The organism is Enterobacter sichuanensis, assembly GCF_009036245.1.
Lineage (GTDB): Bacteria > Pseudomonadota > Gammaproteobacteria > Enterobacterales > Enterobacteriaceae > Enterobacter > Enterobacter sichuanensis.
The window spans coordinates 688493-703322 of record NZ_CP027986.1 but is presented as its reverse complement, the minus strand read 5'-3'; the positions used below and the strand labels follow the sequence as shown (position 1 = coordinate 703322).

The 14830-nt window shown below is 55.3% G+C and carries 12 protein-coding genes; 8 read left to right on the top strand and 4 right to left on the bottom strand.

All coding sequences use genetic code 11. The annotated features are described in order from the left end of the window. The first annotated feature begins 95 nt into the window (after window positions 1-95). The gene (gene rapA, locus C1N69_RS03350) at window positions 96-3002 is read left to right on the top strand and encodes an RNA polymerase-associated protein RapA (RefSeq protein WP_047957736.1); all 2907 of its coding nucleotides are present in this window, start codon (window positions 96-98) and stop codon (window positions 3000-3002) included. A gap of 12 nt (window positions 3003-3014) precedes the next feature. Continuing rightward, window positions 3015-3674 (top strand): bifunctional tRNA pseudouridine(32) synthase/23S rRNA pseudouridine(746) synthase RluA, encoded by a 660-nt coding sequence (rluA, locus tag C1N69_RS03345; protein WP_047957735.1) that lies wholly within the window; start codon window positions 3015-3017, stop codon window positions 3672-3674. Window positions 3675-3702: 28 nt separating this feature from the next. On the opposite strand, the gene djlA is transcribed toward rluA, so the two are convergent. Next, window positions 3703-4518, bottom strand: a complete 816-nt coding sequence (gene djlA / locus C1N69_RS03340) for a co-chaperone DjlA (protein WP_025758016.1) — start codon at window positions 4516-4518, stop codon at window positions 3703-3705. 239 nt (window positions 4519-4757) lie between these two features. On the opposite strand from djlA, the gene lptD reads away from it, so the two are divergent. Genes lptD through apaH form a run of 6 tightly spaced genes read left to right on the top strand, consistent with a single transcriptional unit; the run spans window position 4758 to window position 11487 of the window. Beyond that, entirely contained in the window at window positions 4758-7109 is a 2352-nt protein-coding gene (gene lptD / locus C1N69_RS03335; protein WP_155030688.1) for an LPS assembly protein LptD, read from the top strand. Between the two features lie 53 nt (window positions 7110-7162). After that, complete coding sequence (gene surA, locus C1N69_RS03330; protein WP_047957733.1) at window positions 7163-8449, top strand: peptidylprolyl isomerase SurA; 1287 nt, start codon at window positions 7163-7165, stop codon at window positions 8447-8449. Beyond that, window positions 8449-9435 (top strand): 4-hydroxythreonine-4-phosphate dehydrogenase PdxA, encoded by a 987-nt coding sequence (gene pdxA, locus C1N69_RS03325; RefSeq protein WP_047957732.1) that lies wholly within the window; start codon window positions 8449-8451, stop codon window positions 9433-9435. The genes surA and pdxA overlap by 1 nt, the downstream gene beginning before the upstream one ends. Beyond that, window positions 9432-10253 (top strand): 16S rRNA (adenine(1518)-N(6)/adenine(1519)-N(6))-dimethyltransferase RsmA, encoded by an 822-nt coding sequence (gene rsmA / locus C1N69_RS03320; RefSeq protein ID WP_025758020.1) that lies wholly within the window; start codon window positions 9432-9434, stop codon window positions 10251-10253. The genes pdxA and rsmA overlap by 4 nt, the downstream gene beginning before the upstream one ends. A gap of 3 nt (window positions 10254-10256) precedes the next feature. Beyond that, window positions 10257-10634, top strand: coding sequence for a Co2+/Mg2+ efflux protein ApaG (apaG, locus tag C1N69_RS03315; protein ID WP_025758021.1), 378 nt, complete (start codon window positions 10257-10259; stop codon window positions 10632-10634). A 4-nt stretch (window positions 10635-10638) separates the two neighbouring features. Then, window positions 10639-11487, top strand: a complete 849-nt coding sequence (apaH, locus tag C1N69_RS03310) for a bis(5'-nucleosyl)-tetraphosphatase (symmetrical) ApaH (RefSeq protein ID WP_155030687.1) — start codon at window positions 10639-10641, stop codon at window positions 11485-11487. 40 nt (window positions 11488-11527) lie between these two features. On the opposite strand, the gene folA is transcribed toward apaH, so the two are convergent. From folA to kefF, 3 genes are all read right to left on the bottom strand, one after another. Then, window positions 11528-12007, bottom strand: coding sequence for a type 3 dihydrofolate reductase (gene folA / locus C1N69_RS03305; protein WP_008502023.1), 480 nt, complete (start codon window positions 12005-12007; stop codon window positions 11528-11530). Between the two features lie 114 nt (window positions 12008-12121). Then, complete coding sequence (kefC, locus tag C1N69_RS03300; RefSeq protein ID WP_155030686.1) at window positions 12122-13987, bottom strand: glutathione-regulated potassium-efflux system protein KefC; 1866 nt, start codon at window positions 13985-13987, stop codon at window positions 12122-12124. After that, window positions 13980-14510, bottom strand: coding sequence for a glutathione-regulated potassium-efflux system oxidoreductase KefF (gene kefF, locus C1N69_RS03295; protein ID WP_155030685.1), 531 nt, complete (start codon window positions 14508-14510; stop codon window positions 13980-13982). Before kefF ends, kefC begins: the two co-directional genes overlap by 8 nt. Window positions 14511-14830 lie beyond the last annotated feature (320 nt).

Genomic DNA, 14830 nt, shown 5'->3' with positions numbered 1-14830 from the left:
AGCGCCCTTTCCATTCCCGGACCCATTTTTCGATGACCGTCTTTTTTGACGGGGTCGAACTATTGCCTGCAATTAAAGATTAGAGCCGAACAACTATGCCTTTTACACTTGGTCAACGCTGGATCAGCGATACAGAAAGCGAACTTGGATTGGGAACCGTCGTTGCTGTCGATGCGCGTATGGTTACCCTCCTCTTCCCCGCCACCGGTGAAAACCGCCTGTACGCTCGCAATGACTCCCCTGTGACCCGCGTAATGTTTAATCCGGGTGACACCGTGACCAGCCATGACGGCTGGCAGCTCAAGATTGAAGACGTAAAAGAAGAGAATGGACTGCTCGCCTACATTGGCACTCGCCTGGATACCGACGAGACCAATGTCGTCCTGCGTGAAGTGCTGCTCGACAGCAAACTGGTTTTCAGCAAACCGCAGGATCGCCTGTTTGCCGGGCAAATCGATCGAATGGACCGCTTCTCGCTGCGCTATCGCGCACGTAAGTTCCAGAGTGAACAGTACCGTATGCCGTGGAGCGGCCTGCGTGGCCAGCGTACCAGCCTGATACCCCACCAGCTGAACATCGCTCATGACGTGGGCCGTCGTCACGCCCCGCGCGTGCTGCTGGCAGATGAAGTGGGCCTGGGTAAGACCATTGAAGCAGGTATGATCCTGCATCAGCAGCTGCTTTCCGGCGCCGCCGAGCGCGTGCTGATAGTGGTTCCTGAAACCCTGCAGCACCAGTGGCTGGTCGAAATGCTGCGTCGCTTTAACCTGCGCTTCTCCCTGTTTGATGACGAGCGCTATGCCGAAGCCCAGCACGACGCGGATAACCCGTTCGAAACGGAACAACTGGTGATCTGCTCCCTGGACTTTGTGCGCCGCAGCAAGCAGCGCCTTGAGCACCTGTGTGATGCCGAATGGGATCTGATGGTGGTCGATGAAGCGCACCATCTGGTCTGGAGCGAAGAGGCACCGAGCCGCGAATATTTGGCTATTGAGCAGCTTGCCGAGCGCGTGCCTGGCGTCCTGCTGCTGACCGCAACGCCGGAACAGCTGGGTCTGGAAAGCCACTTCGCCCGTCTGCGTCTGCTCGACCCTAACCGTTTCCACGATTTTGCGCAGTTCGTCGAAGAACAAAATAACTACCGTCCGGTCGCGGATGCCGTCGCCCTGCTGCTGGCGGGCAAGCGCCTCTCTAATGACGAACTTAATACCCTGAGCGATCTGATTGGCGAGCAGGACATTGAGCCGCTGCTGCAGGCTGCCAACAGTGAAAGCGATAACGCAGAATCCGCGCGTAAAGAGCTGATCGACATGTTGATGGACCGCCACGGCACCAGCCGCGTGCTGTTCCGTAACACCCGTAACGGTGTGAAAGGGTTCCCGAAACGCGAACTGCATACCATAAAGCTGCCGCTGCCGACACAGTATCAGACGGCGATAAAAGTCTCCGGCATCATGGGCGCACGCAAAACTCAGGAAGAGCGTGCTCGTGACATGCTCTATCCGGAACAAATCTACCAGGAATTCGAAGGTGATACCGGCACCTGGTGGAACTTCGATCCGCGCGTGGAGTGGTTGATGGGCTACCTGACCGCCCACCGTTCCCAGAAAGTGCTGGTGATCTGTGCCAAAGCGGCGACTGCGCTACAGCTGGAACAGGTCCTGCGTGAACGCGAAGGTATCCGCGCCGCCGTGTTCCATGAAGGCATGTCCATCGTTGAACGCGACCGCGCCGCGGCGTGGTTTGCCGAAGAGGACAGCGGCGCTCAGGTGATGCTGTGCTCTGAAATCGGTTCTGAAGGCCGTAACTTCCAGTTCGCCAGCAACCTGGTCATGTTCGATCTGCCGTTCAACCCGGATCTGCTGGAACAGCGTATCGGCCGTCTCGATCGTATCGGCCAGGCGCATGATATCCAGATCCATGTCCCTTATCTGGAAAAAACCGCCCAGTCCGTGCTGGTACGCTGGTTCCACGAAGGTCTGGATGCGTTTGAACATACCTGCCCGACGGGCCGCACGATTTACGATCAGGTGCATGGCGATCTGATCGGCTATCTTGCCGCACCGGAAAACGTGGACGGGTTCGATGAGCTGATCGCCACCTGCCGTGAGAAACACGAGGCGCTGAAAGCGCAGCTGGAACAGGGCCGCGACCGTTTGCTGGAGATCCACTCCAACGGCGGTGAAAAAGCGCAGGCGCTTGCCGAGAGCATTGAAGAGCAGGATGATGACACCAGTCTGATCAGCTTCTCCATGAATCTGTTCGACATCGTGGGCATTAACCAGGACGATCGCGGCGAGAATCTGATTGTCCTGACCCCGTCCGATCACATGCTGGTTCCGGATTTCCCGGGCCTGCCGGAAGATGGCTGCACCATCACCTTCGAGCGTGATGTGGCGCTCTCCCGTGAAGACGCCCAGTTCATCACCTGGGAACACCCGCTGATCCGCAACGGCCTGGACCTGATCCTGTCCGGCGATACCGGCAGCAGCACCATCTCCCTGTTGAAAAACAAGGCGCTGCCTGTCGGCACCCTGCTGCTGGAGCTGATTTATGTTGTGGAAGCGCAGGCGCCGAAACAGCTGCAGCTCAACCGCTTCCTGCCGCCAACGCCTGTCCGTCTGCTGCTGGACAAAAACGGCACTAACCTGGCAGGACAGGTTGAATTTGAGAGCTTCAACCGCCAGCTGAGCGCGGTGAATCGCCATACGGGCAGCAAACTGGTTAACGCAGTTCAGCAGGATGTGCATGCCATTCTGCAACTGGGTGAAACCCAGATTGAAAAATCGGCCCGAGCGCTGATTGATACCGCGCGCAATGAAGCCGACGAGAAACTGTCTGCGGAGCTGTCACGTCTGGAAGCGTTAAAAGCGGTTAACCCCAACATCCGTGACGACGAACTGACGGCGATTGAAAGCAACCGTCAGCAGGTGCTGGAAAGCCTGAATCAGGCGAGCTGGCGTCTGGACGCCCTGCGTCTTATCGTTGTGACGCATCAGTAAACGGAGCGCAAGATGGTGATGGAGCCGTACAATCCACCGCAGGATCCCTGGCTGGTCATTCTGTATCAGGATGAGCATATTATGGTGGTCAACAAGCCCAGCGGCCTGTTGTCCGTGCCGGGGCGTCTGGATGAGCACAAAGACAGCGTGATGACGCGTATTCAGCGTGATTATCCTCAGGCGGAGTCCGTCCATCGCCTGGACATGGCCACCAGTGGTGTGATTGTGGTGGCGCTGAATAAAGCCGCGGAACGCGAGTTAAAACGCCAGTTCCGCGAGCGTGAGCCGAAGAAACAGTATGTCGCCCGCGTCTGGGGCCATCCTGCGCAGGCGGAAGGGCTGGTGGATTTACCCCTGATTTGCGACTGGCCGAACCGGCCAAAGCAGAAGGTGTGCTATGAAACCGGCAAGGCCGCGCAGACCGAGTATGAAGTGCTGGAGTACGCAACGGATAACACCGCGCGCGTCCTGCTTAAGCCGATTACCGGACGTTCACATCAGCTGCGCGTGCATATGCTCGCCCTGGGGCATCCGATTCTGGGCGACCGGTTTTACGCCCCGCCTGAGGCGCTGGCGTTAGCGCCGCGTCTTCAGCTCCATGCGCAGACGCTCACCATCACCCATCCGGCCTTCGGTAACGCGATGACGTTTAAAGCCCCGGTGGATTTCTAAAAAAAAGCCCGACATCGTCGGGCTTTTTTTATTTGAAACCTTTCTTCTCTTTAATGAGCTCGTAGGCCTTCTGGATTTCCTGCGCTTTTTGCTTCGCCATCTCCATCATTTCCGGCGGTAAGCCTTTCGCGACCAGTTTGTCCGGGTGATGTTCACTCATCAGCTTGCGATAGGCACGTTTAATGGTGGTCACATCGTCGGTGGGCTTCACGCCTAGTACGTTGCAGGCATCTTCCAGCGTCGGGCCACGCTGCGCCTGCTGCCAGGTGCCGCCAGACGACTGCTGGTGATAACCGCCGCCAAACTGTGCCCCGCCCTGCATCATGCGCAGGAACTGGTCGAACTGCATACGGGAGATACCCAGCTCTTCCGCAATGACGTACAGCACGTCGCGTTCATTGGGGTGCAGGGAACCGTCGGCGAAGGCCGCCTGGATCTGGATTTCCAGAAACATCCGAATTAAATCAAAGCGACCGAAGCAGATGCTGCGGAACTGACGCATTTTTTCACGCAGCGGATAGTTGTCCGATTTGCCGATGCGAAACGCATTTTGCGCTGCCAGACGGGAGTCACCATGCAGATTCATGCGATCCATAAAGACGCTGGCAATCTGAATATCGGCTTCTGTCACACGTCCTTTGGATTTGGTTAAGTGCCCCATGACCTCAAAGGTGGTGGAGAAAAAGAGCGACTGACGCTCGCGCTGATTGGCAAACCAGGCCATTTTGCGGCTGCGCGCTTTATCAAACATATGCCCGATAATCAGCCCAAGCACGATTCCCCAGAACCCGGCACCCATGATGATGGCGAACGCAACGCCGATTATTTTACCCCAATACTGCATATACTCCCCGGATAGTCATATTCCTTGCCGACGCAACGTCATCATCACAGTGTTCAAGTCACGGTCAATTGAAGGACATCGCCTATAATTTGCTTTATCATACTCGTCATTCGATAGCGAGCCTAACACTCTGGCACGCAAACAGGCAGGATTAACGCTGGTACTGCGCAGATGAGTAAGATAGTCTCTGAGCGTTTGTAAGCCGTAGCCACTGATGACGGAACAATAAAATACAACGTATGAAAAAACGTATCCCCACCCTCCTGGCCACAATGATTGGCTCCGCCCTGTACAGTCAACAGGGGCTGGCGGCCGATCTCGCCTCGCAATGTATGCTTGGCGTCCCAAGCTATAATCGTCCACTGGTGAAGGGCGATACAAATAGCTTGCCGGTAACCATTACTGCCGACAGTTCGAAAGGTACCTATCCTGACAATGCCACGTTTACGGGCAATGTGGATATTAACCAGGGCAACAGCCGCCTGCAGGCAGATGAAGTGCAGTTGCACCAGAAGCAGCCGGAAGGTGCGGCCGAGCCGGTACGAACGGTGGATGCGCTGGGTAATGTGCACTATGACGACAATCAGGTCATCCTGAAAGGTCCGAAAGCCTGGTCAAACCTGAACACCAAAGACACTAACGTCTGGGAAGGTGATTACCAGATGGTGGGTCGTCAGGGGCGTGGTAATGCAGACCTGATGAAACAGCGCGGTGAAAACCGTTATACGATCCTGGAAAATGGCTCCTTTACCTCCTGTCTGCCGGGTTCTAATACCTGGAGCGTGGTCGGAAGCGAGGTTATCCACGACCGTGAAGAGCAGGTCGCAGAGATCTGGAATGCCCGCTTCAAGCTGGGTCCGGTGCCCGTTTTCTACAGCCCTTATCTGCAGCTTCCTGTCGGTGACAAACGTCGCTCAGGCTTCCTGATCCCGAATGCCAAATACAGCACCTCGAACTATTTTGAGTTCTACCTGCCGTATTACTGGAACATCGCGCCCAACATGGACGCGACCATCACGCCGCACTATATCCATAAGCGCGGCAACGTCATGTGGGAGAACGAGTTCCGCTACCTGACCCAGGCGGGTGCAGGCCTGATGGAGCTCGATTATCTGCCGTCAGATAAAGTCTTCCAGGATGAGCATCCGACCGAAGGGGACAAACACCGTTGGTTGTACTACTGGCGCCATGCGGGTGTGATGGATCAGGTCTGGCGTTTTAACGTCGACTACACCAAGGTCAGCGATCCTTACTACTTCAACGACTTTGACTCCAAATACGGTTCAAGTACCGATGGTTATGCGACGCAGAAATTCAGCGTTGGCTATGCTATTCAAAACTTTAACGCCACGGTCTCAACGAAACAGTTCCAGGTCTTTAGTACCCAGACGCGAAGCACTTACGGCGCAGAGCCGCAGCTGGATGTGAACTGGTATCAGAACGATGTTGGGCCATTTGACACCCGCGTTTACGCGCAGGCGGTCCATTTCGTGAATACCAACTCGGATATGCCGGAAGCCACGCGTATTCACCTGGAGCCGACCATCAACCTGCCGTGGTCTAACGACTGGGCAAGCCTGAACACAGAAGCCAAGCTGATGGCGACACACTATCAGCAGAAAAATGTGGATGATTACAACGCCAGTAACAACACCGATCTTCAGGAATCGGTTAACCGTACCCTTCCGCAATTTAAAATGGACGGTAAGCTGATCTTTGAACGTGATATGGGGTTACTGGCTGATGGCTATACGCAAACGCTGGAACCGCGGATGCAGTATCTCTACGTGCCGTATCGCGACCAGAGCAAAATCCAGAACTACGACTCGTCCTTCCTGCAGTCTGACTACAGCGGCCTGTTCCGTGACCGTACCTACGGCGGTCTTGACCGAATTGCCTCCGCTAACCAGTTAACGACCGGTGTCACAACGCGCGTATATGATGACGCTGCCGTTGAACGTTTTAACGTTTCCGTTGGTCAAATCTACTATTTCACCGAGTCTCGCACCGGTGATGACAACATTAACTGGGAGAAAGACAACAAGACCGGTTCCCTGGTCTGGGCGGGTGATACTTACTGGCGCATGACGGACCGCTGGGGCTTACGCGGTGGGCTGCAGTACGATACGCGTCTCGACAACATTGCGACCAGCAGTGCGGCAATTGAGTACCGTCGTGATGAAGACCGTATGGTGCAGCTGACGTACCGTTATGCCAGCCCGGAATATATCCAGGCGACATTGCCAGACTATGCGAACAGAGAACAGTATAAAGACGGTATTTCGCAGGTCGGTGGCGCAGCAAGCTGGCCTATCGCCGACCGTTGGTCAATTGTAGGCGCTTACTACTTTGACACCAACACCAGTAAGCCTGCCGACCAGATGGTTGGTTTGCAATATAACTCCTGCTGTTACGCGCTGCGCGTCGGTTACGAACGTAAGCTTAACGGCTGGAATACTGACAACAATCAGAGCAAATACGATAACGTGATTGGCTTCAATGTCGAACTGCGCGGCCTGAGTTCCAACTATGGCCTGGGCACGCAGCAGATGCTGCGCTCGAACATTCTGCCTTACCGCAGTTCCTTGTAATGTGCTTGATTTGCAACGTAATCCGCTTTGCGGTTAATTGAAATGGAAAAAGTATGAAGAACTGGAAAACGCTGCTGCTCGGTGTCGCTATGGTTGCGAATACCAGCTTCGCGGCCCCCCAGGTTGTTGATAAAGTCGCCGCTGTGGTTAACAACGGCGTTGTACTCGAAAGTGACGTTGACGGTCTGATGAAGTCGGTGAAGCTCAATTCCGGCGAAGCAGGTCAGCAGCTGCCGGATGACGCCACATTGCGCCACCAGATCCTGGAGCGTCTGATCATGGATCAGATCGTTTTGCAGATGGGTCAGAAAATGGGCGTGAAGGTCACTGACGAGCAACTCGATCAGGCCATCGCTAACATCGCGAAGCAGAACAATATGTCTTTAGACCAGATGCGCAGCCGTCTGGCCTATGACGGAATCAGCTATGCCACCTACCGTAACCAGATCCGTAAAGAGATGCTGATTTCGGAAGTGCGTAACAATGAAGTGCGTCGCCGCGTCACGATCCTGCCGCAGGAAGTGGACGCGCTGGCAAAACAGGTGGGCAACCAGAATGACGCCAGTACAGAGCTGAACCTGAGCCACATTCTGATCCCGCTTCCTGAGAATCCAACCTCCGACCAGGCTGCGGAAGCCGAAAGCCAGGCGCGTTCCATTGTAGAGCAGGCGCGTAATGGCGGTGACTTCGGCAAGCTGGCCATTACCTACTCCGCTGACCAGCAGGCGCTGAAAGGCGGCCAGATGGGCTGGGGTCGTATTCAGGAGCTGCCTTCCATCTTCGCCCAGGCACTGAGCACCGCGAAGAAAGGTGATATCGTCGGCCCAATCCGTTCAGGTGTGGGCTTCCATATTCTGAAAGTGAACGATCTGCGTGGACAGAGCCAGAGTATTTCCGTCACCGAAGTGCATGCTCGCCACATTCTTCTGAAACCGTCACCGATCATGACTGACGATCAGGCTCGTGCAAAGCTTGAGCAGATTGCTGCTGACATTAAGAGCGGTAAAACCTCGTTTGCAAATGCGGCAAAAGAGTTTTCTCAGGATCCCGGCTCTGCTAACCAGGGTGGCGATCTGGGTTGGGCGGCTGCAGATATTTACGATCCTGCGTTCCGTGATGCCCTGATGAAGCTGAACAAAGGCCAGATCAGTGCGCCAGTACACTCTTCATTTGGCTGGCACCTCATCGAGCTGATGGACACCCGTAACGTGGATAAAACCGATGCGGCGCAGAAAGACAGAGCCTACCGTATGCTGTTTAACCGTAAGTTCTCTGAAGAAGCGGCAACCTGGATGCAGGAACAACGCGCCAGCGCTTACGTAAAAATTCTGAGCAACTAATGAAACAGCATCGTGTTGTGATCACGCCCGGCGAACCCGCCGGGATTGGGCCTGACCTCGTCGTTCAGCTTGCCCAGCGCAGCTGGCCGGTGGAGCTGGTCGTCTGCGCTGATGCAACACTGTTACAAGACCGGGCAACGCTGCTCGGTCTGCCTTTAACGCTCATCCCCTACGTTGAAGGTCAACAGCCTGCACCACAGCAAGCCGGTACGCTCACGCTTCTTCCTGTTCCCCTGCGTACGCCTGTTATTCCGGGCCAGCTCAGCACGGAAAACGGTCACTATGTCGTTGAAACTCTTGCGCGCGCCTGCGACGGTTGTCTGAAGGGTGAATTTGCTGCCCTGATTACCGGCCCGGTCCACAAAGGCGTCATTAACGAAGCGGGTATTCCCTTTACCGGGCATACAGAGTTTTTTGAAGAGCGCTCGCACAGCCCGAAAGTCGTCATGATGCTGGCAACGGAGGCGATGCGTGTTGCGCTTGTCACAACCCATCTGCCCATCAAGGCCATTCCGGATGCCATTACCCCGGAACTGCTGCGGGAGATCATCGGGATCCTGCATCATGATCTGCAAACCAAATTCGGCATCAAGCAGCCGCACGTTCTGGTTTGCGGCCTGAATCCGCACGCCGGTGAAGGCGGGCATATGGGTACCGAAGAGATCGACACCATTATTCCGGTCCTTGAAGAAATGCGCGCAAAAGGGATGCACTTAAGCGGGCCGCTGCCTGCTGATACCCTTTTCCAGCCGAAATACCTTGATAATGCCGACGCCGTGCTCGCGATGTACCACGATCAGGGCCTGCCCGTGCTAAAATACCAGGGCTTTGGCCGCGGGGTGAATATCACTCTCGGTTTACCCTTTATTCGAACGTCCGTTGACCACGGTACTGCGCTGGATCTGGCAGGCCAGGGGAAAGCGGATGTCGGCAGTTTTATTACGGCGCTTAATCTCGCCATCAAAATGATTGTTAATACTCAATGACTAATCGAGTCCATCAGGGCCACTTAGCCCGTAAACGTTTCGGGCAAAACTTCCTTAACGATCAGTTCGTGATCGAAAGCATTGTCTCGGCTATTAACCCGCAAAAAGGTCAGGCGATGGTCGAAATCGGCCCGGGCCTTGCCGCGCTGACCGAGCCGGTCGGCGAACGCCTTGACGCACTGACCGTCATCGAACTGGACCGCGATCTGGCCGCACGCCTGCAAACGCACCCGTTCCTTGGGCCGAAGCTGACCATTTATCAGCAGGATGCCATGACCATGAACTTTGGCGAGCTGTCAGAGAAAATGGGTCAGCCGCTGCGCGTGTTCGGCAACCTGCCGTACAACATTTCCACCCCGCTGATGTTCCACCTGTTTAGCTATACTGATGCCATTGCCGACATGCACTTCATGTTGCAAAAAGAGGTTGTTAACCGTCTGGTTGCAGGCCCGAACAGTAAAGCGTATGGTCGTTTAAGCGTGATGGCGCAATATTACTGCAACGTGATCCCGGTTCTCGAAGTTCCGCCATCCGCCTTTACGCCACCACCGAAAGTGGATTCTGCGGTTGTACGCCTGGTGCCGCATAAAACGAAACCGTACCCGGTAAAAGATCTGCGTGTACTGAGCCGCATCACCACAGAAGCCTTTAATCAGCGCCGGAAAACGATCCGCAACAGTCTGAGCAATTCGTTCACCGTTGAGGTGTTAGCGGAACTGGGGATCGACCCGGCAATGCGAGCGGAAAACATTTCCGTAGAGCAGTACTGCAAGCTGGCTAATTACATCAGCGAAAATGCGCCGCCGAAGGAGAGTTAAGCCATGATTGATTCGCCCCGCGTATGTGTCCATGTACAAAGCGTCTATGTTGAATCGCAATCCTCGCCGGATGAAGAACGTTTTGTCTTTGCTTACACTGTGACCATTCGTAACCTGGGGCGGGTGCCTGTGCAGCTGCGTGGGCGCTACTGGCTTATTACCAACGGCAATGGCCGCGAAATCGAAGTTCAGGGAGAAGGTGTGGTCGGTGAACAACCCCACATCGCCCCTGGTGAAGAGTATCAGTACACCAGCGGTGCAGTGATTGAAACGCCGATGGGTACCATGCAAGGCCATTATGAAATGGTCGACGTCGATGGCAATGGATTCCGCGTTGCCATTCCTGTGTTCCGTCTCGCCGTTACAACACTCATTCATTAATCTAATGTCTACATATCTGATTGGCGACGTTCACGGTTGCTACGATGAACTGATCGCATTATTAAAACAGGTCGACTTTACGCCAGGGCAGGACACGCTCTGGCTGACGGGCGATCTGGTCGCGCGTGGCCCTGGCTCACTGGAGGTTCTGCGCTTCGTAAAATCACTCGGCGATAATGTACGCATGGTGCTGGGCAATCACGATCTGCATCTGCTGGCGGTCTTCGCCGGGATCAGTCGCAACAAGCCTAAAGATCGCCTCACTCCGCTGCTGGATGCGCCGGACGCCGACGATCTGATTAACTGGCTGCGCCGTCAGCCCTTGCTGCAGATCGACGAAGAGAAAAAGCTGGTCATGGCGCATGCCGGGATCACGCCACAATGGGATCTGGAGACGGCGAAAACCTGTGCGCGTGACGTGGAGGCGGTACTGGCGAGCGACTCCTATCCTTTCTTCCTTGATGCCATGTACGGCGATATGCCGAACCACTGGAGCGAGGATCTCAGCGGCCTGGCTCGTCTGCGCTTTATCACCAACGCCTTCACACGTATGCGTTTCTGCTTCCCGAACGGGCAGCTGGACATGTATTCCAAAGAGACGCCGGAAAGCGCGCCAGCCCCGCTCAAGCCGTGGTTTGCCATTCCGGGGCCGGTGACAAGCGAGTACAGCGTGGTATTTGGTCACTGGGCGGCACTTGAAGGAAAAGGGACACCGGAGGGGATCTACGGTCTGGATACCGGATGCTGCTGGGGTGGAGAGTTAACCTGTCTGCGCTGGGAAGATAAAGCTTACTTTGTTCAGCCATCCAACCGACAGCTGGACTTAGGGGAAGACGAGGCCGTTGCCTCCTGATACGTCATTCCCTCTCCCGGCCGGGAGAGGGAAAAATCACTTAACGACGTTCCAGAATCTCGAAGCAGTAGCTGTGGGAGTTCTGAGCATCCGCGTCGTGGAATTCGCTGAATACGGATTCCCACTCGTCCGGATCGTAGTCCGGGAAATGGGTATCCCCTTCCACTTCCGCATCAATGTGGGTCAGATACAGCTTCTGCGCTTTTGGCAGGAACTGCTCGTATACACGCCCACCGCCAATCACCATGATCTCTTCGGCATTGCCACACGCAGCAATCGCCTCGTCGACAGATTTTACCCATTCGACGCGATCGTCAGTGCCTGGCTGGCTACTGATAACGATATTCTTCCGGCCCGGCAATGGACGACCAATCGACTCCCAGGTCAGGCGGCCCATCACTACCGGCTTGTTTAACGTAGTACGTTTAAACCATGCAAGATCGGCAGGCAGGTTCCACGGCATGGCATTTTCCATACCGATAACGCGGTCCACCGCCAGCGCTGCAATCAGACTGATCATTGAAAATTTCCCGGATGCAAAAAATTGCCGCCACTATACGGAAAGCTTAATCTTTCGTCGACTGGCGGCAGGGTAAAGATAAAGAAATTTTTTATTATTGCTGGCAACTCCACTTCACGCGGAAGGTTTACTCTCAGGCTCATCAGCCGGATCGCCGGTATGCTTGCCCTCTTCCGTGCCCTGCCAGCCATGACGCTGGATCAGCGACAGATGATTGCGGTCCTCATTAATGATATCCGTCAGCATCGCACTGGTGCGTTTGAACACGGCCGCGCGCTCCGTGGCCGAGCTGCCAGCCATTGCCGCCATCTCTTCCACCATCCCGGTATTAAAGCGGCGGAACAAGTCTGCACGCTCGCGCGCTTCATACGCGCCGAGCCCCAGATTTTCCAGCGCCATACGGCCAGATTTCAGCGCACCTTCAAATGTTTCACGCTCCGGTGCTTCTACCCCCGCCTGCCGCAGCCGGATATAGTGATCTACATCGCGGGCGCGGGAGATAATGGTCAGCGCCGGGAAGTGCTCTTTGACCAGTTCCACCATCTGCATGCTGGTTTCCGGATCGTCAATGGCGTTAATCAGTACCTCGGCTTTTGCCGCGCCAGCAGATTCCAGCAGATCGACGCGCGTTGCGTCGCCGTAAAAGACTTTCATGTCGAACTTACGCAGGGTATCGACATGGTCGGGGTCGTGATCGAGGATGACCATTTTCACGCCGCTCGACAGCAGTAAACGGCCCACGATCTGCCCATAGCGACCAAATCCGGCGATGATCACGCGCGGCTGCTCCTCGTCGATCTCATCAGCTTCGCGCTCCTGTTCGCTGCCCGATTTTTCCAGGCGCGTCAGTACAACCAGCAGAACGGGCGTCGCCGCCATCGACAGGGCGACCGCCAGCGTCAGGGCTTTCGCCCACTCCGGATCGAGAACATTTGCCATCTGCGCTGCGCCGAAGACCACGAACGCAAATTCGCTCCCCTGCCCCAGCAGAACCGCAAACCAGCTGCGCTGCTTATTCGGCACCTTCAGCGGACGCGCAATTAGCCACAGCATCGCCATTTTAATGACCAGGAAGCCGACAAGCAGGATGACAATCCGCAGCGGGTGCGTCACCAGCGTGCCGAAGTCAACGGACATCCCCACGCCGATGAAAAACAGCCCCAGCAGCAACCCTTTGAACGGCTCGATATCGCTTTCCAGCGCGTGACGATATTCAGAACTCGCCAGCAGAACGCCGGCGAGGAACGCCCCCATCGCCATCGACAGCCCGGCCTCTTCCAGCAGCAGACCAAAGCCAAACACCAGGAACAGCGCCACGGCGCTGAACACTTCGCGCAAACCGGAGCGGGCAACAAACCGCAGCAGCGGACGGGTGACATAGCGTCCAAGCAGAACCACCAGCGCCAGTGCCCCCACCACTTTCAGTGCGGACAGCGCGAAAGCGCCCAGCGTCGTCGAGGACCCACTGGCCGCCAGCAACGGGATCATCGCCACCAGCGGAATAGCGGCAATGTCCTGGAACAGCAGCACTGAGAACGCACTGCGCCCCATCTGCGAAACCGTCAAATTACGCTCGTTCATCGCCTGCATGGCAATCGCCGTCGAGGAGAGCGCCAGCGTCATGCCGATAAGCTCTGCCACTTTCCAGTCCATTCCCAGCAGGATACAGAACCCACCCAGCAGCAGGCCGCAGGCCACCATCTGTAAAGCCCCACCACCAAATACCGAAGCGCGAAGTTTCCACAGGCGCTGCGGATCGAGTTCCAGGCCAATCACAAAGAGCATCAGCACGACGCCAATCTCAGCGAAGTGGAGAATCGCCTCGGCATCCGTCACCAGACGAAAGCCCCACGGACCAATAACGCAGCCCGCAATCAGGTAGCCAAGAACAGAACCCAGCCCCAGGCGTACCGCGACGGGCACAATCAGCGCCGCCGCGCCGAGGTAAATCAGCGCCTGTATTAGCGTATGGCTATCCATGATGCTTCTCCTGCCATTCAAGTAAGCGTTGTTTATAATGACGAGCCTGCGCCTGCAGCGTTTCATCATCGCAGACAAACGTACAGTGCATCGCAAATGGCGGGAGCCAGTTCAGACCACAGTAGAGCGCCGTCGCCTGCAGCGGCTGCGCCAGAACGTCAAACCCCGGGAAGGTGCCAATATCAAAATGACTTTCCCCGCCGCCGGTGGTGACCGCCCACATCAGGCTTTTCCCTTTTAGCGCATGGCCATTGTGGCCATACGCCCAGCCGTGGGAGAACACTTTATCAATCCACAGTTTCAGAAGCGGGGGCGTGCTATACCACTGCATGGGATGCTGCCAGACGATCAGATCGGCACGGGAAAGTGCCTCCTGCTCGGCGGCGATATCGATATTAAAATCGGGATAGAGTTGATACAGGGAGCGTATCTCTACGTTATCAAGCGTCCTTACCTGCTCAAGCATCCGCTTATTCGCATGCGAGTGTTGCGGATAAGGATGGGCGTAAATTATCAGAATCATCAATGGGCCTGCGTTGACTGGCTTATCTCTCTTGTAGGTGTGAGTGTAGACAGTTAACCAGCCTGCTGAAAGTGTTGATTGGCATCGCAGATGCAAAACGCAAGTATTGCTACTCACGGTGCCCCATGCTCGTGATTATGCCAGCACTTATCTGAACATCGTTAATCTTATTAATCTCACCAATAAATGACTCTTTTTCATTTGCACATATGAAATATTAAGAATAATTAAAATCGCATTTTAATAAATAGATGTATACATAACCCATTGAAAATATAATAATTTAACCCCTTTCCGAATAACAACTCTCTTTAAAAGAG

What these genes read in the sequence shown, in the direction of transcription:
- kefC (WP_155030686.1), bottom strand. Translation starts at nt 13,987, where the DNA reads ATGGATAGCCATACGCTAATACAGGCGCTGATTTACCTCGGCGCGGCG.
- djlA (WP_025758016.1), bottom strand. Translation starts at nt 4,518, where the DNA reads ATGCAGTATTGGGGTAAAATAATCGGCGTTGCGTTCGCCATCATCATG.
- pdxA (WP_047957732.1), top strand. Translation starts at nt 8,449, where the DNA reads ATGAAACAGCATCGTGTTGTGATCACGCCCGGCGAACCCGCCGGGATT.
- folA (WP_008502023.1), bottom strand. Translation starts at nt 12,007, where the DNA reads ATGATCAGTCTGATTGCAGCGCTGGCGGTGGACCGCGTTATCGGTATG.
- kefF (WP_155030685.1), bottom strand. Translation starts at nt 14,510, where the DNA reads ATGATTCTGATAATTTACGCCCATCCTTATCCGCAACACTCGCATGCG.
- apaG (WP_025758021.1), top strand. Translation starts at nt 10,257, where the DNA reads ATGATTGATTCGCCCCGCGTATGTGTCCATGTACAAAGCGTCTATGTT.
- rsmA (WP_025758020.1), top strand. Translation starts at nt 9,432, where the DNA reads ATGACTAATCGAGTCCATCAGGGCCACTTAGCCCGTAAACGTTTCGGG.
- apaH (WP_155030687.1), top strand. Translation starts at nt 10,639, where the DNA reads ATGTCTACATATCTGATTGGCGACGTTCACGGTTGCTACGATGAACTG.
- lptD (WP_155030688.1), top strand. Translation starts at nt 4,758, where the DNA reads ATGAAAAAACGTATCCCCACCCTCCTGGCCACAATGATTGGCTCCGCC.
- rapA (WP_047957736.1), top strand. Translation starts at nt 96, where the DNA reads ATGCCTTTTACACTTGGTCAACGCTGGATCAGCGATACAGAAAGCGAA.
- surA (WP_047957733.1), top strand. Translation starts at nt 7,163, where the DNA reads ATGAAGAACTGGAAAACGCTGCTGCTCGGTGTCGCTATGGTTGCGAAT.
- rluA (WP_047957735.1), top strand. Translation starts at nt 3,015, where the DNA reads ATGGTGATGGAGCCGTACAATCCACCGCAGGATCCCTGGCTGGTCATT.